Annotated in this window: 16 protein-coding genes, 1 pseudogene and 1 riboswitch; of the genes and pseudogenes, 2 read left to right on the top strand and 15 right to left on the bottom strand. The window is 48.9% G+C overall.

Translation table 11 applies throughout. From position 1 onward, the window contains the following. Positions 1 to 23: 23 nt before the first annotated feature. The 7 genes from DWY93_RS04795 to DWY93_RS17380 form a co-directional block, all read right to left on the bottom strand. Positions 24 to 1,022, bottom strand: a complete 999-nt coding sequence (locus DWY93_RS04795) for a nucleotidyl transferase AbiEii/AbiGii toxin family protein (protein WP_117469885.1) — start codon at positions 1,020 to 1,022, stop codon at positions 24 to 26. Further along, complete coding sequence (locus DWY93_RS04790) at positions 1,019 to 1,633, bottom strand: DUF6088 family protein (RefSeq protein WP_117469886.1); 615 nt, start codon at positions 1,631 to 1,633, stop codon at positions 1,019 to 1,021. Before DWY93_RS04790 ends, DWY93_RS04795 begins: the two co-directional genes overlap by 4 nt. A gap of 299 nt (positions 1,634 to 1,932) precedes the next feature. Then, positions 1,933 to 2,799 carry a Sir2 silent information regulator family NAD-dependent deacetylase gene (locus tag DWY93_RS04785; RefSeq protein WP_117469887.1) on the bottom strand — a complete coding sequence of 289 codons (867 nt, stop codon included), beginning with the start codon at positions 2,797 to 2,799 and terminating at the stop codon, positions 1,933 to 1,935. After that, complete coding sequence (locus DWY93_RS04780) at positions 2,744 to 3,523, bottom strand: protein-ADP-ribose hydrolase (protein WP_117469888.1); 780 nt, start codon at positions 3,521 to 3,523, stop codon at positions 2,744 to 2,746. Before DWY93_RS04780 ends, DWY93_RS04785 begins: the two co-directional genes overlap by 56 nt. 145 nt (positions 3,524 to 3,668) lie before the next feature. Further along, a complete protein-coding gene (locus DWY93_RS17385) occupies positions 3,669 to 3,812 on the bottom strand; it encodes a hypothetical protein (protein WP_242990526.1) in 144 nt (47 codons plus the stop codon). Positions 3,813 to 3,881: 69 nt separating this feature from the next. Then, positions 3,882 to 3,997: riboswitch (FMN riboswitch) on the bottom strand. A gap of 18 nt (positions 3,998 to 4,015) precedes the next feature. Further along, entirely contained in the window at positions 4,016 to 4,411 is a 396-nt protein-coding gene (locus tag DWY93_RS04770; RefSeq protein WP_117469889.1) for a pyridoxamine 5'-phosphate oxidase family protein, read from the bottom strand. A gap of 112 nt (positions 4,412 to 4,523) precedes the next feature. Then, complete coding sequence (locus tag DWY93_RS17380; protein WP_242990525.1) at positions 4,524 to 4,901, bottom strand: hypothetical protein; 378 nt, start codon at positions 4,899 to 4,901, stop codon at positions 4,524 to 4,526. Between the two features lie 207 nt (positions 4,902 to 5,108). On the opposite strand from DWY93_RS17380, the gene DWY93_RS04760 reads away from it, so the two are divergent. Both DWY93_RS04760 and DWY93_RS04755 read left to right on the top strand, forming a co-directional pair. After that, positions 5,109 to 5,441, top strand: coding sequence for a helix-turn-helix domain-containing protein (locus DWY93_RS04760; protein WP_117469890.1), 333 nt, complete (start codon positions 5,109 to 5,111; stop codon positions 5,439 to 5,441). A gap of 30 nt (positions 5,442 to 5,471) precedes the next feature. Continuing rightward, a pseudogene (locus DWY93_RS04755) lies at positions 5,472 to 5,579 on the top strand (transposase); the annotation flags it as partial. Between the two features lie 268 nt (positions 5,580 to 5,847). Here the strand turns inward: DWY93_RS04755 and DWY93_RS04750 are convergent. The 8 genes from DWY93_RS04750 to DWY93_RS04715 form a co-directional block, all read right to left on the bottom strand. Continuing rightward, positions 5,848 to 6,045 (bottom strand): hypothetical protein, encoded by a 198-nt coding sequence (locus DWY93_RS04750; protein ID WP_015554916.1) that lies wholly within the window; start codon positions 6,043 to 6,045, stop codon positions 5,848 to 5,850. Between the two features lie 14 nt (positions 6,046 to 6,059). Continuing rightward, on the bottom strand, positions 6,060 to 14,861 hold the full coding sequence (locus DWY93_RS04745) for a hypothetical protein (RefSeq protein ID WP_117471846.1): 8,802 nt from the start codon (positions 14,859 to 14,861) through the stop codon (positions 6,060 to 6,062). 44 nt (positions 14,862 to 14,905) lie between these two features. Then, on the bottom strand, positions 14,906 to 15,064 hold the full coding sequence (locus DWY93_RS17090; protein WP_181968492.1) for a hypothetical protein: 159 nt from the start codon (positions 15,062 to 15,064) through the stop codon (positions 14,906 to 14,908). A 23-nt stretch (positions 15,065 to 15,087) separates the two neighbouring features. Then, complete coding sequence (locus DWY93_RS04740; RefSeq protein ID WP_181968491.1) at positions 15,088 to 15,876, bottom strand: EAL domain-containing protein; 789 nt, start codon at positions 15,874 to 15,876, stop codon at positions 15,088 to 15,090. A 69-nt stretch (positions 15,877 to 15,945) separates the two neighbouring features. Then, a complete protein-coding gene (gene lepB / locus DWY93_RS04735) occupies positions 15,946 to 16,494 on the bottom strand; it encodes a signal peptidase I (RefSeq protein ID WP_117469893.1) in 549 nt (182 codons plus the stop codon). Beyond that, the gene (locus DWY93_RS04730) at positions 16,487 to 17,191 is read right to left on the bottom strand and encodes a hypothetical protein (protein ID WP_117469894.1); all 705 of its coding nucleotides are present in this window, start codon (positions 17,189 to 17,191) and stop codon (positions 16,487 to 16,489) included. The genes lepB and DWY93_RS04730 overlap by 8 nt, the downstream gene beginning before the upstream one ends. Positions 17,192 to 18,102: 911 nt before the next feature. Next, positions 18,103 to 18,942 (bottom strand): tyrosine-type recombinase/integrase, encoded by an 840-nt coding sequence (locus DWY93_RS04720; RefSeq protein WP_181968490.1) that lies wholly within the window; start codon positions 18,940 to 18,942, stop codon positions 18,103 to 18,105. A 202-nt stretch (positions 18,943 to 19,144) separates the two neighbouring features. Further along, positions 19,145 to 20,425 carry a glycosyl hydrolase family 65 protein gene (locus DWY93_RS04715; RefSeq protein WP_278286471.1) on the bottom strand — a complete coding sequence of 427 codons (1,281 nt, stop codon included), beginning with the start codon at positions 20,423 to 20,425 and terminating at the stop codon, positions 19,145 to 19,147. Between the last annotated feature and the right edge of the window lie 287 nt (positions 20,426 to 20,712).

The raw sequence follows: 20,712 nt of genomic DNA, 5'->3' as shown, positions 1-20,712 counted from the left end.
GGTGGCTTTATAATATTAGGTTGTTACAGTGCGTTGATTTCTTTTTCTAATTCGCTGACTGCGCTCATGACAGTCTCAAAGGTCGGCACATCACCATAGAGCATATCCTTCATTGCTTCGTAATCTGCGGCCAATGCTGCAAAGCGATACTCCGGGGGAACAAGCTTCAAGGTGCCGGGAATAGCTTCCTGATACTTTGCCCAGGCTCTCGGATAAAACTTCATCTTGAAGTCCACCACTGTCTTCAGCAATTCCACCCGGGCAAAGGCAGCTTCTTTCACAGGTGTCATGGACATACGGTACAGATCATAGTAGTGCCGGGAATAACGCTGCGGCATTTCCGAACTCTCGGGTCTGTTGGCTTCATGGTGCAGAATCGTTGCCTTCTCCCAGAAAGTCCGCTCCGGCGCAACGGTCAGAATAGCCGTATCCTTTTGTGCAAAGACTTTCGGATAATAGATTGCGGCATAGGGCTCGATCCGAGCGATTTTTGCGGGCGTCCAAGCGGCCAGCGCACCGATCTCCAAACGAATAACCTGCAAGGTAGCGGGATTTGTAAACAGGTGCGGATAGGCAAAGGTAACTGTCTGTTTGTCCTTTTCGTCTATGTAAATATTCGCCTCACAGCCAAGCTCCTGAGAAAGTTCTGCCTGAATGGTGGGACAAAACTGCTCCGCAAGAAAAACCTCTGCCCGAGCATTGGCTTCTTTGTTGAACGTATCCTGTTTGGTGTTGGAACGTTTTTCCCATGGCTCGTCCTTACCGTATCCCAGCACCCGCCAATCCAGAATCAGATCAATATCTTCGGAAAAGCGGCTGATCAGATTGAATGCCTTGGAAAGACTGGTGCCGCCTTTGAAGGTAATAGTCTCTTTCCACGGGCAGCGGTGGAACAGATAATCCAGCGTAAAGCATACCCAAAAATCTTTCTCTACGATGGCATCATTCAAACCCATCTTATCGGCTGTATTTCGGAACAGTTCGCGCCGGTCGCTTTCCGGCAATCGTGCTACATTCCTCATTGTGTGTCACCTCCACACATTTTTCGTATCGTATCATAAACCCAATCCGTGGATTCCGTTGCCTCTTTCAGACAGGCTTGCTTTTCAGCCTCGGACAGCTTTTCAGAAAGCGTCTGTATGATCTCCGGCGTCACGTTGGTCCTTCCCAGAGTTTTCAGCGCCTGGATCACCAAACTCGTCATGTAAGACAGACCCGTGATTTCCTTGTTGGTTCTATGCTTAAATTCCAGCTTGGTGGAATTCCACTCATAGGTCTTATACGGACCGTCGCTGATGTAGGACCAGACCGCCGTTACCTGTGTAGAGAGCCCCAGCAGGTTCAGGGCCGTATTTCCGCACGGGGCAATGGTCCAGTGGTAACACCGTGCCAATGCTTTGGCAACTGCATCCGGGTCGGCCGCTACATATTCATCAAGCAGTTTGCTGTACTTTGGCTTTTCGTAAATGCCTCTGATAATTCTGCGGATAATGCCAGATTGGTAAAGCCGCTTCAATCCTTGGCGAATTGTTGCGGTGTCCGCAATATCTGCAAAATCAGGAGCAACAAAAACTGCACCATCCTCAGCAGCAAGAATTCGCGCTCGTATTTCCTGCATATATCCATTGTCCACAGCTGTGCCCTCCTTTCATGATGTCACGAATATTATATACTATTCGTGACATGCTTTCAATACAAACATCGGAATTTTCACTTTATTATTTTCAAAATCTTGATGTTTATTCGGAGAGCGCGATATAGCATAGGATGCATATTCCGCAGGTGATGGTTGCACATGAGGTAAAGTCTTTCGTTTTTTCAACTCTGAATGCAGCCATTACAAGACCTCCTTTCCTTTGAAAATGGGTATGAAAAAAAGGGCATCCACTGGTTAAAGTGAAACGCCCACGTTAAGAACAATATTGACTTTTCTTAAATCTGAGACAGGATTTCTCCAATATCTCCATTGATACAAATGGACTTCTTTCTGATTTCGTCAGGCGCATACGCCTCTCCATAATTGAGACAGGCATAAGTGGCATCTTTCCAGTCATGAGCCATGCGCCAGAAACTGTACTTCACTATGGTTGGGGTGTTGTAGCCGACACCCAGCTCCAGAAAGAGAATTTTCTGCTCACTTCGAGTGCGGAGAAAATTTTCGTACCGCTCCGCTGCCTTGTGCCAGCCTTCGTCCTCCACAAAGGTATCATCGCAGCGGAGATTCATGGTCATGGGCTTGCCGCAGTGAGGGCAGACGGGTAAAAGTTCTGTCGGTACTTTCATATTCTGCTGCCGCTTGACCATTTCACGAATCGCGGCTTCGTTATCAAAGGTTTCCTGACAGCACGGCTCACTGCACTGGAACAGGCCGTAATCGCCCTGCGTGTAAAACAGCCGCTTTTTATCAAAGCCTGCTTTCTGAAAACAGTGATCCACGTTGGTCGTGATAACGAAATAATCCTTGTCAGACACCAGCTTCAAAAGGTCATCGTAGACCGGTTTGGGGGCATCCATATAGCGGTTGATATAGATGTATCGGCTCCAATACGCCCAATGCTCCTCCGGCGTGGCAAAGGGATAGAATCCACCGGAATACATACCCTTGATACCGTACTTTGCCGCAAAGTCGGAAAAGTATTTTTCAAACCGTTCGCCGGTGTAAACAAATCCGGCTGAGGTGGAAAGACCGGCTCCGGCACCGATCACCACGGCGTCACAGTCCTGCAATGCAGCTTTCAATCGCTCAATCTGCTCGGCGCAGCTTTTTGTATATGGCTTTGTCCAAATCCTTGAAAACATTGAAGATCACCTTCTTTACACTGGTATTTCTATTCATAAACTGTTTCACGGTTTCCACGGCGATTTGCGCCGCCTGCTCGTTGGGAAAATGAAACTCTCCTGTAGAAATACAGCAGAACGCCACACTTTCCAGACTACTTTCCGCCGCCAGCTCCAAGCAGGAGCGGTAGCAGGAGGCCAACATCTCCCGGTCACGCCGTGTCACACCCCCTTCAATGATCGGCCCAACCGTGTGCAGGACATATTTGCAGGGCAGATTGAATGCAGGGGTGATCTTTGCCTGTCCGGTGGGCTCGGGATAGCCCTGCTGCCCCATCAGCTCCGCACAGGCAAGCCGCAGCTCCACACCCGCATAGGTATGAATGGCGTTGTCGATGCAGCGGTGGTTCGGGATATAACAGCCGGTCATGCCGGAGTTTGCCGCATTGACGATGGCGTCACACCGAAGCGTTGTAATATCCCCCTGCCAGAAATACAGCCCCGGCTGAACAGGCGTCAGGTCGTCAAGATCGGTAATGCCCTTTGCGGCGGTTTCAGCTTGCAGATATTCGTCCTGAGTTTTCAGAACCTCCGCATCCATACGCCGGGGCGCACGAATATTCATCAGTCCCCGCAAAAGCTGGCGCTGGCTCTCCGGCTCTGTTGGAATCCTCATATCCCGATATTCTGGGCGTTCTTTCAAAAGTGCCTGAATGAGAAACTGTCTTTTTTCCCTATGGTTCATAGTCAAACCCTCTTTTCGATAACCTGTTTGGGGCAAATTTTCGCACATTGCCCGCAATGCAAGCAATGGTGTTGGTCGATAACTACCGGCTTCTTTGTGATGTCGATACACTTCTGGGGACAGACGGAATAGCACAACTGAACCACTATATGCAGCCGATGCAGCCTTCCCCCACATAGTAGCCCGGTGCTTCCTGTGCTTCTCTTCCAATGGTGAAGCTGTCCCGGACGATGTGTGCCGGGTCACTGATGTCAAAATACTCGCCATCCGCTTCATACAGGCAGAACACCTCTAATGCACTGCGGGTATTGCCGGGATCGTGTAATGCCCGATGGCTGTGATAGACTATCGGGCATTCTTCTATCTTCTTTCATCCGGACTATACCGTCGGTTACGGAATCTCACCGTATCATGCCTTTCGGCTTGCGGACTTTACCGCCGGTGGGGAGTTGCCCCCCCGCCTCAAAGATTGCAATATTCTGTCTTATTTCCTTAGAACTCGTAGGGAGGGTTTCCGGAGAAGTCAACGATAACGCCGTGGGCATTATCCAGATAGAACACCTCAAAGATGGGGTTGGCAGCCTCGCCGTACTGACCTTTCACGATGGGGTTCTGGATGCACATTTCCTTGGCAGCCATGTTGTTCTCAAACACAGCCTTGCCGTGCAGGCGGATCCATGCATACTCCGGGCTTGAAACGGAAATCTCGATCTCCGGGTTTGCCTGCATATCCTTGTAGACGTCCTTAGTGTTGTTGGTGCAGAACCACAGCTTGCCGTCCAGTTCGCCGGCGAACATAAACGGGCGGCACTTTGCCTTACCGTCACGACCAACGGTAGCCAGATACTGTACAGGGTTGGCATTCAGAAATTCTACGACTTTATTCATGATAAATACCTCCAAAAATTTGTTGTTTTCTCTTGATGTTTTGATTGTAATGCGATTTGTACGGCTTGTGAAGTACGCACAATATTGTGGTATGGTTACCTCCGGGTAACGATCAGAACTTGCCGTTCTGATTCTGCCAGGTGGACTGATCTGCGATGGTCTCCATCACGTCCCAATGCTCGGCGATCTTGCCATTCTCGTCAAAGCGGAAGATGTCAAAGGCGACCTGCTCACCGGCACCGGTGCCGTATGCCAGATTGTGCTGGATGTAGCCATCAGATAGCAGGCTGCGGGCGGTGTCTGTATCGCCGGTGGCAAAGGTGTTGATAAGCGCCAGCGCCTTTTCAGCCTGGCTCTGTTCCTGCCGGACAGGCGCCGTCTGCTGGGTGCTTTCAGCGGATGTTAGGGATGCGGCGTCCTTGGAGCTGCAGCCGGTGAGGGCCGTGCCGAGCATGGCAAGAGCCAGCGTGAGAGAAAGAAATTTTTTCATTTTGAGTAACCTCCTTGGTAATTGGGCTTGCTTTCGTTTGCCTCTGGCATTATAATAATACCGTAGCTCCAATTCGTGAAGTAAGCACATTATTGTGCTGTAGTTACCAAATAGAAACTAATATGTAGTTACCAAGAAGAAACGATTGCACCATTACTGGGTTTTCCGGCAATTTGGCACTTGAAAAATTTTATGGAGATTTTTTTAATGAACGAAACAAGCGCAAAAAAAGAACTCCCTGCATGTCCCGTGGAGACTACGCTGACCCTCATCGGGGATAAGTGGAAGGTGCTGATCCTGCGTGACCTGATGCCGGGAACAAAGCGGTTCGGCGAACTGAAAAAGTCCGTAGGCAATGTGTCTCAGAAGGTCTTGACCGCCCAGCTCCGGACAATGGAGGAAAGCGGACTTGTAAACCGCAAGGTCTACGCCGAAGTACCGCCGAGAGTGGAGTATTCTCTGACGGAACTCGGAAAAAGTCTGAAACCCATTCTGGATTCCATGCGGGCATGGGGCGAAGCATATAAGGCCAAACAGTAAAAAACCCGAAGCAGTACCTTTACCGTGCTGCTTCGGGTTTTCCTGACCGATGGAGATGTTCCGATGGACAACAATGCATCAGAACGTGCAATCCGCGGATTCTGTGTCGGTAAGAAGAACTGGCAGATGATCGATACCATCAATGGTGTGAGTATATTGGACAAGCAACACTTCACTTTGAACCAAACTTGTCCAATGTCTTAACTCACTTGGATTAGAATGATTGTCGCATGAATTAGCTGGAATGGAAAGACGGTGGGTTATTCAGCGCTTACAAAGGATCTGTCTCAGGACGAACCGGTTCCCGGGATATCCGATGATCCTTTCCGGTCTTTTTAACGCAAGAAAACCAAACAGCCATCACAGCCATTTGGTTTTCTTAAAATTACCTCTTCTTTTTTACTTCTTACATCCTTCTGTTCTCATGGATTCCCAGCACTACTGCACATACTGCTGCGATCACAAGTCCGATCCAGAAGATGAATGCGTCTGCAGCACAGTGCTTTTCCGTGACGAACAGCAGGACACCTATCAGGATATATACTGCAAACAGTATGACTTCCACTACAATGTATAATTTCTTATTCGGTTTCGTGTTTTCCATGTCTGTTTTCCTCCTTAGGCTTCTTCTGACTCATCACGGAGCTTCTTCACACGTACTACGGTATAACCCAGGATTACAAGGAGCCATACAATGGGGATCCAGTGGAAACCACATTCACCAAACGGTATATGGCTGTCACTGTCCGTACCATTCTCAACGCTGTCGCTGTCTGCATGGATGCTCTCCTCTTCCTGTATGCCATCTGCATCACTTCCGTCTGCATCGCTGCCATCTGCATCACCTGTCAGGCTGCTTTCATCCGCAGCATCGTTCAGGCTGTCATCCTCTGCCGGATCCTTCTGCCCGGCATTACTGTTGCCAGTACTGTTTCCTTTATTTCCTTTATGGGCATTATTTCCGGAATCATTGCCGGCTGTATTACCTGCATCTGGTGTATTACCTGTGTTACCTGTACTTCCGGAATTGTTATTCCCATTGGTATTGGAGTTATCACCACCGTTATTGCCGCCGTTGTCTCCGGAGTTATTTCCGGAGTTATTTCCAGAGTTGCCTCCGCCGTTGTTACCGCCGTTTCCTCCATTGCCATTGTTGGAGCCGCCGCCATTTCCACCGGGTCTGTTACCGTTACTGCCGGAACTGCCACCGTTTCCATTGTTTCCGCTGTTGGAGTCTCCGCCGTTTCCGCCGTTTCCTCCATTGCCGTTGTTGGAGTTACCGCCATTTCCGCCGTTTCCTCCGGTGCCGTTGTTGGAGCCACCGCCATTTCCGCCGTTGCCTCCGGTGCTGTTATTGGAGCCACCACCATTTCCACCGTTTCCTCCGGTGCCGCTGTTAGATTCTCCACCGTTTCCGCCGGATCCTCCATTGCCGCTGTTGGAATCTCCGCCATTTCCACCGTTGCCGCCGCTGTTGTTACCGCCGTTGCCTCCGGTTTCGCCTGAGCTTCCTCCATTACCGCCGGAGCCGCCGTTACCCTTGTTTGAGTCTCCGCCATTTCCGCCGTTGCCGCCGCTGCTGGTGCCGCCGTTGTTATTATTTTCCCCTGTGGAGCCGCTGCCGCCGTTTCCTCCGTTTCCACCGTTGCCGTTGTTGGAGTTTCCGCCGTCTCCGCCATTTCCACCCGATGTTGTTCCACCGTTATTATCGGTCTTTCCGGGCTGTGTGGTCTCGGTTCCTGTACCGCCGTTACCGCCGTTGCCACCAGGATTCGTGTTACCTCCTGTTGCGCTTCCGCCGCTTCCTGCATCACCGCCTTTGACGGTTCCACTAGGATTGATGGTGATGGTCTTATCGCCTGCGCTGATTCCGTTTCCACCGTTTCCTCCATTACCAGGAGTACCGGTTGCGGAATCTCCGCCTTTACCGCCGTTGCCGCCGGTTACCGTTCCATTGACCGTCGGAGTGATCTTGCCGTTACCGTCGATACCGGCTCCGCCGTTTCCTCCATCTTTGCCTTCTGTGCCATCTGCACCGTTGCCACCGATCACCTTTGCATCGTTTCCGATGATAAGTCCGGCATCTGCTGCATTACCGGCGGCTCCGATACCGGGTGCTCCATCCGGATGTTTAGCAGAACCGTCTCCACCCTTGATCGTACCGTTGACAATCTCCAGCTTTGTTCCGGGATGTTCATTTATACTTCCATCCTTCACAAAATCAAGTCCGGGCTTCGCTGCATTATTATCATCTGCCTTGTCACCTGTGATGGTATGTCCGCCAAGGTCAATCTTGACCTCACCCCAGGTATCAGGGATTTCAACTGTGTGGTCGATGTCTTTCTTCACAATTACCTTGTAGTTGCCGTCATCATCCACTACAACCTGTACATTGGAGTTTTCTGCTTTTTCCGTTCTGTCCGTAGCATTATTGCCTTTTGTATCACCGGCGCCTCTGTCCTCGAACTGCTTTGCGATATCCTTTGCATCCACGAGGGCTGTTTTGCCGTTGACAGAACCATATTTCTTATGACTGATCTGATATGGTGTTGCTTTCTTCAGACCCGTGATGGTTGCTTTTTCATCTCCATCCGTCAGTATGGTTAATACCTTACCTGTCGGGGTTCCCTGGGCATCCAGCTCCTGATACTCATAAGTCTCATTTGCTCTTCCCTTGAAAGTCAGTGTATGTGCTGTCTTTCCAGTGATCACAGGATTATCATCCGTGATCTCTACTGTAACGCTGACTTTGACACTGCCCGGGATCTCGAAGGTCAGTGCATCCGGATGGATTCCAGCCGTGCTCTGCTGTAAGGCAGAAAGCTTGTCCTGATCTACCGTTACCGTATTAGTGATGTCTGCGCCCTTCTTATCGTATGCCTTGACATTGGCAAGCTTCTTTGCTTCCGTTTCTGTCAGGCTGCCTACTTTCTCAATACGGATGGAGAAATTATCTGCTGCGATGGTATTTCCATCCTGTCCCGGAACAACATTGCTGTCTGCACGGTACACCGGAACCAGTGTCACACTGGCTGTAATCTCCGTCTCTGCGGTATATACCTTATCTGCATGGTTTTCCTCAGTCCATGCAAAGAACTTTTCATCTGCCTTTGCCTGCGCATCGGTCTTTTCCTGCATCTTGCCAAAGTAGTCTTTGGTTATTTTACCATTTGCCGCTACTTTGCAGGGATCTGCTGCATTCAGCGGATTCTTCTTCTGGTCTTTGAAGAGGATCACGAAGAAGATTTTACCATTCTGGCCGTTATTACCATCCTGATTTCCTCCATTGACCGTTCCCTCAGTACCTTTACCACCGGAGCCGCCGTTTCCGTTGCTTCCTCCATTGTTGGAGTTACCGCCGTTTCCTCCGTTTCCTCCGGTCGTTGTTCCGCCATTCGTATTGTTCGTCTCTCCAATGGAGCCGGAACCACCATTTCCTCCGGTTCCTCCATTGCCCTTTTCGGAGCTGCCGCCATTTCCTGCATCTCCACCGGTAATGGTTCCTCTGTTGTTATCGATCTTTCCGCTGCTGCTGTTGACACCGGAGCCGCCATTTCCACCGGAGCCACCGGGATTGGTATTGTTCTCACCGGTTGCATTTCCACCGTTTCCGGCATTTCCACCGGTGATGGTTCCTCCGTTAATGACTACATCTTTATCGGTCTTGATACCGGAACCGCCATTTCCGCCGTTACCCGGAGTACCTGTTGCGGAATCAGAACCCTTACCGCCGTTTCCGCCTGAGACAGAGCCTCCGTTTACGGTCGTGCCGATGGTTCCTTCGATACCGGAACCGCCGTTTCCTCCGTTACTTCCGTTCTCACCATCTGCACCATTGCCGCCCTTGATGACTGCATTTGCGCCTACGGTGATACTACCAGCCTGTGACGGCTTGCTGCCCGCAGCTTCCCCTACACCGGCTGCTCCATCGGGATGTGCCGCTGATCCGCTGCCACCCTGGATCGTACCGTTTACGATCTCCAGATTCGTTCCGGGATGTTCTGTCGCTGTATCATCCTTCTTAAATACCAGTCCGGGCTTTGCTTCATTAGAAGCATCTGCATTGTTTCCGGTGATGGTATGTCCACCCAGGTCGATCTTCACATTCTCCCAGGTATCCGGGATTTCCACGCTGTGGTTGATATCCTTCTTGACAATCACTTTGTAATTGCCATCATCATCTACTACTACCTTGACATTCGGGTTTTCTGCCTTTTCATCTTTGCCCTTTTCCCCATTCGTCTTAGTATCACCCTGTTTATCTTCAAACTGTTTTGCAATGTCTTCTGCATCAACAAGAGCAGTTTTGCCTGTTGTGGAGCCAAGGACATCTCCATCAATCTTATACTCGGTTCCCTTTTCAAGTCCGGTGATCCGGTAGATGCCGTTTGCGGTCTCTTCAATCTTTGCTCCCGCTACCACTGCGCCTGACATGCTATATACTTTGTATTCCGATGCACCGTTCGGCACACCTTCAAAGGTCAGTGTATAGGCTGTCTTTCCGGTCACAACAGGGATCGCATTGGTCACTGTAACATTTACCGTTATGGAAGCATCGCCATACTTGAAAGTCAGCGGGAAGGTTCCTTCTTTCAGCACTGCATCCAATCCTTCCACAGAAATGAGGGTTGTGACATCCTTACCGTTTGCATCATACGCTTCTGCTTTGGCACGCTTGACTGCCTCTGACGTATTAAATGCTCCTTTTTTGATCGAATTCAGATGGATCTTGAAATCGTTTGCTGCAATGATATTTCCATTCTGGGAAATATTGGCCTTCTCCCGGAATACCGCATGCAGTTCTGTAGCCGCACTGATCACAGTCTGGTCGGTATAAACCTTTCCTGCCGTATCCTTCCATGCCATAAACTGGTATCCCGGCAGGACTGCAGCTGCCGCCATTTTCGCATAGGCTGCCTTATCCAGCTTTCCGCCATCCATGACCACCTCAGTGCCGAGCTTCTTTTCCGGGCTGACTTCTTTATTCCAGAATGTCACGGTACACGATGGAACCAGGGTGACATCAATGGTCGTTGCCTCCCCGATCGTACTGCCCGCATCCCCATTCGTATAAGCAATGATCCTGTTATTCTGATCTTTTACTGCTTCCACCATTGAAGTAACGTCTTTTGTGTTCGCAAGAATGCTTTTTAATATATTGCTGCCTTCCACATTGATCTTAAAGTGTACGGTCTGGTCATTTTCCGGTACCACTAACTGGTATTCATGATCAAATCCGGAGGAAGCAGCTGCCTTGGTGATCCAGTTTCTCACAGGCGTTCCGTAGGCTGTATCCAGCGTTCCACCCTTGATACGGATTGTCAGCATCTGACCTGCAACAAAGCTTACGTTCAGATAACTTGGCTGTGTGACCGCCAGTGTACTGCCCTTCCAGCTTCCTGCGTCCTCACTGAAGTTTACTGCTCCCAGATCTGTCGTATTATCATGAGAGAGCCATTTTGCTGTAAATGAAGGATTCTGTAAACTTCCATCCGGTGAAAATTTCAGATTGTCAAGCGTCGTCTGATCCGGGACAATGATACGGATATTGCTCGCACTCTGTGTGTTCGCTTCCCGTCCTGCCGGAATCGTATTAGTATCCATGGAGCCTCCGGAAACATGGATATGCACGACGTGAGACTTTTCATAAGACGCTTCCAGATCGTAAGATGCGGATGTGGAAGTGAACTTATAGGTATAGCTCTTATCCGTCCAATCAAAGCCTGCCTTCAGGTCTGTGGTACTTCCTGTCTCTGCCAGCTTCGTAAGTATATCAAAGGTTTCATCCTCCGTGATGCCTAAATCTGCTTCCGTAGGGTTCGGGTCTGATGGGTTCATGGCAGGGAACTTCAATGTGACTTCCACATTCTTAAATACTTCCACTTTGCCGTTCTGACTGCTTACCGTGATGTCTTTACTCTTCTGTTCGTCAAAATAAGTCGCTGTAAATTCCGGTGTCGTCACAGCGGAGCCAGCCGCTGATGTCACCTGAATGGTTGTCCTGTCATGGGTTACGGTGGAACCGGAACTGCTTCCGCCGTTCACCTTACCAACATAATAGATCAGGTCGCCATTGACCGGCTTCTTAACGGTTACCGTGATGTTGCCGGTACCCTGGTCCTTTGATATATTAAATTCGGAGGCATCCAGCATCTGTGGAGCTCCCTGTGCATCCACGCCCATGGATACCCACACCTTATCTACATCAATGGAATAATCCTCTCTCGGCTTAATGGTCACCGTGTAAGGGGTAAGCTGATGATAGGGATTATTCGGCTGTGTCTGTGGTTTCACCAGTTCAGCCGGAAATTCCGGGGAACCAATTGATGCCAGTGCTGCCACTCCGTTACGTTCCTCCCAGTTTAATACAGCGGAGTATTCGCCAAGGTAAAAGGTCTGGTTATCCTTCGTTGCGGTATAGGTATAGGTTGCACCATTCTTCACAGCAGTGAAGGTATCTCCAACAGCTTTTAATGTGACACTCGCCTGGCTGTCACCTAAGGTGGTATCGTTGCTTGTATCTACCGCCTTGACTGTATAATCTGCTGTGGATGTCAGCACGTAGCCGTCCACCGTGATCTTTCGTTCATTCGCATCCGTGTTGCTTACCGTAACCACACCACTGCGGAGTGTGATCGCACCGGTATCACTTACATCAATGTTCGTACCATTGCTATCTGCATGGACGGTGTTCCCGTTCATTTCCTTAATAGAAGAATTCTTCAGCTTTCCATCTGTGACTTCCGTTACTTTTTCCTTGATGATCTGAACCTCATCACCGGCTTTTGCAAGCTCCAGTGCATCGGCAAGAGGGGCGTATTTCACACCGTTAATGGATGCCTCCGCATCCATCGGTGCTACTACTACGCTGACTTCACCTTTTTTACTGTTATCCGGCTGCCCAGGGTCGGCGCCATCAGCGTAGCCTCCGAATTCGATGAAGAAACCTGTAACTTGAAGTGCTGGAGTATCCGTTCTATTTCCTTCCTTTATATCATTCAGAGTTTGTCGTTCGGCTATCACCATTACACATGATTCATATTCCTGTACATCAGATAAAGTACTATCTATAGGTACCTCTGGAGCTATTGCTTCATTCGGTTCATATAAGTCCCACAAATCGGGCTTCACCGTATTACCAGACTCCGGTCCCGCAGCCCAATAATAATGTGTTTGGGAAACATTTGTATCTGCTGTATGATTTTTATTTCGATAAGTAAATATTCCAGGCACAACCATATCTATTTTATCATTATTAATTAATGATCCATCTATCTTTACTAATCTTGTTCCCGCAGTCCATGTTGGTTTCAAATTTAAAGACAAAAGGTATTCTATTTCTTCTTTACTTGTTATCGTAGCCAGATATCCCTGTTCTCCTCCTAGTTTATAACTCATAGCTTGTTGATATGCTCTCGTCCACGATGTTCCTTGATCAATGTAAAGATAATAATGTCCATTCTCTGACCACTTTGTCAGTTTCATTAAACTAAGATCCGCATCAAATCCTATATTCTCATTTGTGTTTATTGATACATATACATTCATATCATTCACATAATCAAATGTCATAGTCTGGATCTTTTTCTCTATCTCCTGACTGGATTTTCCATCTTTAAAGATCCATGTGGCTGATTTTCCATCACTATCCTTTATGTTTGCATCATTTAAAATATTATCTGGTAGTTTACCATTTGACAACGTGATTGTCATCAAGCTGATATCTTCACCCTCTGTATCAATCTTTACATTTGTAAACTGGAACTTTGAATGCATATCATCTGTCCATACCGGAGTTCCCAGATTTACAATATATTTTCCCTGCACATTTCTATATGTTGATACTCCATAATTTATTGCATATATTTCTGCTTCCCCTTCTTCTACGATTACATTTCTAGTGAAATAGACTGCTTCCTGCGATGCAGTTTTTACTTCAGAAGATTTTTCTTCCGTACTATTTGTAATATCCCCATCTGCAGGATCCACACTCTGTTTTTCATCCGTCAGCTCAAGTGTGGCAGTCTGTGCATTATCCGTATCCTCATTGGAAGCCGTTGTTTCTTCCGTTTTTGAAGTTTGGGTATCTTCTGCTTTTGCAGACTTTCCAAGACGATCAAGGACATAGGTTACTTCATATTCTCCTAAAGTATAAATATCAAAATCTCCAGGATCAGATACCTTTACTTCATAAAGGTCTTTATCATAAATAATGCCTTCCGTCAGATCATAATCTTCCTGACCCCACTCTAAGTAGAGATCCGGTGCTTCATACAAAGCGTTTTCTTCCACGGCTGCTTTCACAGTAACCCTTCTCTGAAATGTGATGACCTGATTTTCCTGCGTGTCATCCTGTCCATTTTCCTGTGTTCCTTCTGTTGTCACAGGCGTAAGGGAATAGGTCACTTCGTAGGAGCCGATCTTGTTAATATCGAAACCACCAAGTTCTACTGCTTCCAGTGTATATTTTACATCATCATAAACAATTTCATCTGTCAGGTCATAGTCTTCCTCTCCCTGTGTCAGCACCAGTTCCCGTGCTACATACACGGGTTCTTTGTCCTCAGAAGCCGCTACTACATGAACCGTTCTTGTAAAGGTGATGACCTGCTTTTCCTGCGTATCAACGGTATTGGTGTCATCCCCTTTTGTTACATCAACGGCTTCCGCACCCACGGGCTCTGACTGATAGCTCATATCTACACCCGTTCTCGGCCTGGATACACCCAGTACACCGGTATCTCCGGTATTCTCCTCACTCTGTACTGCATCCTCTCCGCTGACCGCATCTGCAGTATCTTCTGCATTGCTGCTGTCGGAACTCGTATCTCCCTGTCCGGCATCCGTGCTGTCTCCTGCATTGCTGCTGTCAGAGTTCGTATCTCCCTGTCCGGCATCCATGCTGTCTTCTGCATTGCTGCTGTCAGAACCCGTATCTCCCTGTCCGGCATCCGCACTGTCTCCTCCATTGCTGCTGTCAGAACTGTCGGATCCGTTATCAGAACCCGCATTATCAGAGTTATCGCCGGTCTGGGTGTTATCCCCTCCCTGATTGTCTCCACTGTTCTGGTCTTTGTTTTCATTATCCGAATTGGAAGCATCCCCCGAATCTCCCGGCTCCAACGTTCCATCATCCTTGGAAGTCAGGGAATAGGTTACCTCATAGTCTCCCACGGTATTGACATCAAATCCGCCATCATTCACTACAGCCAGTTCATACATGCTGCTGTCATAGGTAATGTCTTTCATCAGATCATAGTCTGTGGCTCCCTGCGTGATGGTAAGCTCCGGTGCATCATACAGTGCACTTTCCCCATTACTTCCTTCTAAAGCATCCACAAGATTGATGGATCCGATTACCAGCACTGCCGACAGGATTCCGGCAAGCCATCGTTTCGTCTTTCCTTTACGCTTCTTCATACGTTCTCTCCTTTTGCATCGTATTCATTAAAATCTATGTAAAATCAACAGGTACCTTTGCGTACCTGAAAATGTTCCGTCAGTTCTTTTAAGATCTGTGCCTGGTTTGCCAGTTCCGGGGATGCGGCTGCATTCTGCTCGGATACGGCAGAACTGTTCAGTTCCTCCCTGAGGGGTCTTGATCCATTGTTTTCCTTTTTCATCGGTTTCTCCTTCTTATCCTTATTTATTCTTCCAGGAAGTTCCTTTTTCCGTTTTCCTCAAGGAAGGTGAGAAGCTTCCCATAGCTGAGAGGCGGTGCGATGAGATACCCCTGCAGGTAATCACATCCCCAGGATGCCAGGGTTCTCGCCTGGTCCAGTGTCTCAATTCCTTCTGCCGTGACCTGGATGTTATGACGGTGTGCAATACGGATTATCTCTTCGACCAGATCCTCTGCCATCCTGCTTCTCTCCGTTCCCCAGACCAGTTCCTTATCGAGCTTCAGGGTCTGGAACGGGATTTGGGACAGCCGAAGCAGGTTGCTCTCCCCTTTGCCGAAGTCATCTAACGCCAGCCGGATCCCCTGGCTGCTCAGCTGTTCCACCATGCAGCTGAAATTCTCTGCATTCCTGACCTTGCACATCTCGGTGATCTCCATGCAGACCTCACTTCTTGATACTTCATACTTTCTGAGTATCTGCATGATGTTAGGTACGGTCTCCGGAACCTCACAGACCTCCGGGGATAAGTTGATGTTGATCCTCTTAAGTCCGTAGGCTCTCAGCTCCGGGATCCTTCTGCAGGCTTCCCGGAACACCCATCTGTCGATCTCAGCGATCCATCCTTCTTCTTCCGCTTTTGCTGCAAGCTGATCCATGTTGTAGTAATTGCCGTTTTCATCCTTCAGACGGAACAGGGCTTCCGCTCCCCAGATCCTCTTTTTCTCCACGTTGTAAAATGGCTGGAAAAAGCACTCCTTTTCCCCATGGAATGCCTTTTCGCCGATACAGCCATCCTCCTTCAACAGTTCCATGCCGTTCTCCTTATTTCTCATGTTGGTATTTTTCTTTTGTACGAAAGCTCCGGGCAGATTCCCGAATGGTCACTTTACCGATGACAGCCGGAACTGTGCGAGAACCTTCCCGGTAATCTCCCGCCTGCGGAATGCTCCAAGCTCTCTGCTGTCTTCTGACCTCGGGCGGTTATCCCCCAGACAGAAGTAGCATCCTTCCGGTACGGTATAGGGCAAGGTGATCCAGTCATCCCTGTCCTGTTCCCCGAACAGGATTTCCGTTTCCGCTGCCCGTTCCCCATTTCTGGTCAGGTGTCCCAGGTCATCCAGATCGATCACATCTCCCGGCTTGCCTGCAATGCGCTTTACAATGTCCCGTTCCAGATCCTGCCTGTGGATGACCACCACATCTCCATAATCCGGCTCCCGAAAGAGCCGTCTCTGGTACAGAAACAGATCTCCATCCCGGTAAGCGGGGCGCATGGATCTGCCGTGTACCATGCCGATGCCAAACATCCAGTAGAGCAGTACAAGTACCACGCCCAGGTGTGCACCGATGATCAGAAGCTCCATCCTGCGCTGTTTTCGTTTCTGCAGTTTCCGTTTCTTAAACTCCAGTTCAAATTCCAGCTCAGTCATGCGGTACTCCTGCACTTTCCAAAGAGTCTGTCTGCACCCCGTTTTCCGGGTCAAAGTCCAGTATCACATTGATGATCTGCCGGAAGTCCTGTAACTTCCTCCGCAGCTGCTCTGCCCGATTGTTTACCCCTTCCGCTTCCTCTTCTGCCTGCGCAAGGATTTCTGCTTTCTCTGCCTCCAGCCCCTCCTGGAACTCTTTCTTTATCTGCTCCAGCTCCGCTTCTTTCTGCGACTCCATTTTTAACAGGGCAGCTTCCCGTTCCTTCATCTGCTGTTCCCGCAGATGGTAAGCGGAAAGCTCGGTTTCCCGTTCAATGGCATTTTCCGAAATCCTGCTCAGCTTTTCTGCCAGCTCCTCATATTTCTTCTGCATGGTATTCTGCTGTTCCATCATCCGCTGGTTTTCCGATTCCAGGGAGTCCACCTTCATCAGAAGCTCTGCCATCTGCGTGGTCAGTGCTTCCTTTTCTTTCACCAGTCTCTGGTTCTTCTGGAGCAGGACACGGTGTTCTTCCTTCTTCTCTGTCTCCATCGACCGGATGAGCGTCTGCAGCAGTTCGCAGGTAGCTTCCTTGTCATAACCACGGAATGCTGTTTTCATCGAATCCAGCTGATCCATCAGGGTCTTTTCATTCACGGTCTCCACTGCTTCTTCCCCTGCCTGTACTCTGGCAGTCTTTTTGGGTTCCTCACTCATTCTGGTTTCCTTTCCGGTTTATCCTTAAGTATCTATTTTCATTCCTTACAGACAGCGTTCTGTCCTTTTGATAATGTTTCCATTCCTTGCATCCAGGATGATATCGTAAGAAGTCAGGTCGGCATACGCTTTCAGAAGGTACACCGGAATTCCTTCTTCATAGGAAAGAGCAGGAAAAACCCATAAATGGATCTTTTCTACCCGGGGTAACTCTCTGCCGGCAATCTGCATTGCCGTTTCTCTGCTGATCCTGTTCAGATGTTCCTTTCCTTCCATACGCATCATCACGTCTTTCGTTTTGTACTGAATTTCGTTACAAAATGTTTGCCCCCCCCCGAAAAAATCGGGAAGGGGAACATTTTAAAGGAGAATTCTGTTACACAATTCTTTTACACACATTATTCATAACGGAGAGCTGTTACTGTGGACTACCACTGAGCGAACGATCTGCTCCATGCAAAGACAAGCTGCCGAATATTGGGGACAAAATTGTATGTGGGCAATATTTCCGGGCAATACCACATAATCTGCATTATGTGGTAGAAGCAGACAGGGATTGCCTTATGCAAAACGTATTAAAAATATGTTTTATACGCTGATTGTATTGTGAAAATAGACCCTTTACGGATTCTGTATCAGATTCTGCACAATTTTTTGCGAAAAAAGTCGAATTGTATCATTGACATACAAATTTATTTTTGGTATATATGAATTGCGGAGAAAAATTATGGTACTTTTGGACAGTATTTCCAGGTAAGGAAACATACCATTATGTATAGACACCGCTTTTGGATACCATTTCTACCACATAATGCAGATTATGTGGTATTTTTGTTTTTCTGCCCCGATTTTTCTCACATCTGCTCTGATTCTTCTCTTATTCCGCTCTGATTCAGACCTGATCGGTAAGCTTATGTTACTAATCCCAGCACCTGCATCCGTCTTCCATGGTTCTTAACAGTGGTCATGGTATAGATCCTGGTCGTGTTGACATTGCTGTGTCCCAGTATATCCGCCAGGTAAAAAAGATCCTTCCATTTTTCCCAGAACACCCTGGCAAAAAGGTGGCGGAGGTTATGGGGGAATACCTTATCCGGACAGATTCCGGCTGCGGCACCGATGGCTTTCATCTGCGACCAGATATTACTGCGGTCCAGTGGATTCCCGAAGCGGCTGACGAACACACTTCCCTTACAGATCCCTTTTTTTCTGCAGTATTTGAGCAGCTTCTCCCTCAGCTCTTTCACCAGATACACCTGTCTTTTCTTTCCCTTGCAGGAAACCTCTGTTTTCCCGCTTTTCACAGCGGCTACGGTGATATATTTCAATTCACTGATCCGGATCCCGGTCGCTCCGATGGTCTCCATGATGAGTGCGGTCTGCTCCCGTCCCATCCGGTAAGCCTTTTCGATCAGCTTTTTGTATTCTGCCCTGCTTATTTCCTTTTCTGTGGAACGGAACATCTGCTTCTGTACCTTTACCGTCTTCACCCGGCTCTGCGTTTCTCCCATAAAGTCCAGAAATCCATTCAGGGCTACCAGCATGCTGTTTGCACTGCTCGTTTTGTAATGCTCCTGCAGCCATGCCTTGTAGGCGATCACTTTTTCCTTGGTAATGCTCCGGTTTTCTCCCATCCACTGCAGGAAGGTACGGATATCCCGCAGATATTTGTCAATGGTGGCGATGCTTTTTTCCCGATCCGCCAGATATCCCCTGTACTGCTTCAGTGTCTCTTCTCCGATTTCTGTCATTTTCACCAGTCTCCTTCCGTCCGGTTCTACCCGGGTCTTCCTGTCCACATTATGGTATACCGGATGGTGGATTCCTATCCTTTTTCCAGCAATAACGAGTTTGCCTGTGGACTCTTTGCGCATGAGCAGTGTTCAAAGCAAAACAACCTGTACACTCCTTAGAGTGCACAGGTTGTTCCTGTCTGCGTTCTGTCATGCTGTTTTATTCCGGGGAATGGAGCGGGAAGATCCTGCTCACGGTGCCATCCAGACACACCGCTTCCCCACGGAAGCTAAGCGGTACCGGGTGGCTGCTCCTGTTATTGACGGTCAGTGCATTCTTCGTTACCTTGATATCCAGGGTGCTTTTCCGGTAACAGATGCGGAATTTCACGCTTTCCCACTTTTCGGGAAGGCAGGGATCGATCCGCAGGGCATCTTCCTCGATCCGTACCCCGCAGAAGCCCTCTACCACACACTGCCAGATGCCGCCCATGCAGGCTGCATAGATTCCTGCCGGTGCATTCTCCCCATCGGAGCTTAAATCCACATCGCAGCACTGGCGGAACAGCTCATAGGCTTCCTGTGTCCTTCCCAGGGAAGCTGCCATCAGGGAATGGGTGGCAAAGCTGTAGGATGCTTCATGGAGCGTGTGTTTTTCATAAAACTCGTAGTTTTTCTCCCGTACCTGCCTGCGCTGTGTCCCACCGGCTTCTTCCGGAAGTTCCGGGAACAGCTGCAATAGCAGGACGAGGTCTGCCTGTTTATGCACCCGTAAGCTCTCAAGCTCCATAACGGTATGTTCCTTCCGTATTTCGGCGGCTGCGTTTTTTCCAAAGCTCTTGTAGTAGCTAAGATCCATCTCCTGCAGCTTCCCGTAACCGGCAAACTGGGGAAGGATGCCATCCTTTCCCACAGGCGGCAGATATATTCCTTCCGCCGCCCTGCGGATCTTTGGCAGCATCTCACAGATCTCCCAGCGGTTATTCAGCTCTTCCAGATATTCCGGATCCTCTTTTTCCAGTCTTTCTGCGATCTGCACCGCCAGGCGGAGGTTATTCCGTGCCATGTAGTTGGTATAGGTATTGTCCGTCAACCGCTGTTTGTACTCATCCGGTCCGATCACATCACGGATATGGCATACCCTGCCATCCTCGTCCCATTCCACACGGTCTGCCCAGAATACTGCAGTAGCCAGAAGGATCTCATCGCCCCACTGCTTCATGAACTCTTCATCACCGGTAGCCTGATAATATTTCCATACGGCATGGCTGATATCTGCTGAGATATGCAGTTCCTTTTTCCCGGTATAGATGGCGGTTCTCTCCCCTGTCTGCGGATCTGCCATGCCTCTTTCCGGGGTGGTCTCCCCGTACTCCGGTCTGGCAGCCTCCCAGGGATACATGGCTCCCTTATATCCGTTTCGGTATGCCTTGGTCTTCGCTCCCTGTAAGCCCCTGCCACGGTAGATGAGCAGACGCTTTGCCTCCGCAGGTTCTGATATCCTCTCCGGATGAGGCTGCTGGATGCATGGTGTGCCGTCTGTCTCCCGACACGCAGGTAATCACCGACCTGGGTGATGGTCCTTGGGTGGCTCCCTTTTCCTACGGCGGACAAAAACCGCATATCCGAGCTGTTTAAGTCTGCATACCGGTCATTGACCGCAATACGGTCTTCCATCTCGATAAAGTTATAGAATAAATCTGTTAACTGCTCATTGATAATCTTTGTACGCAACTACTTCTCCTGTCTGTCTTAACGGACCTTCTCAGCATCCCACTCCATTACGGA

The sequence above is a fragment of the Clostridium sp. AF28-12 genome (assembly GCF_003435225.1).
GTDB lineage: Bacteria > Bacillota > Clostridia > Lachnospirales > Lachnospiraceae > Pilosibacter > Pilosibacter fragilis.
The sequence above is the reverse complement of the archived record's forward strand: the minus strand, read 5'-3'. Positions and strand labels throughout refer to the sequence as shown.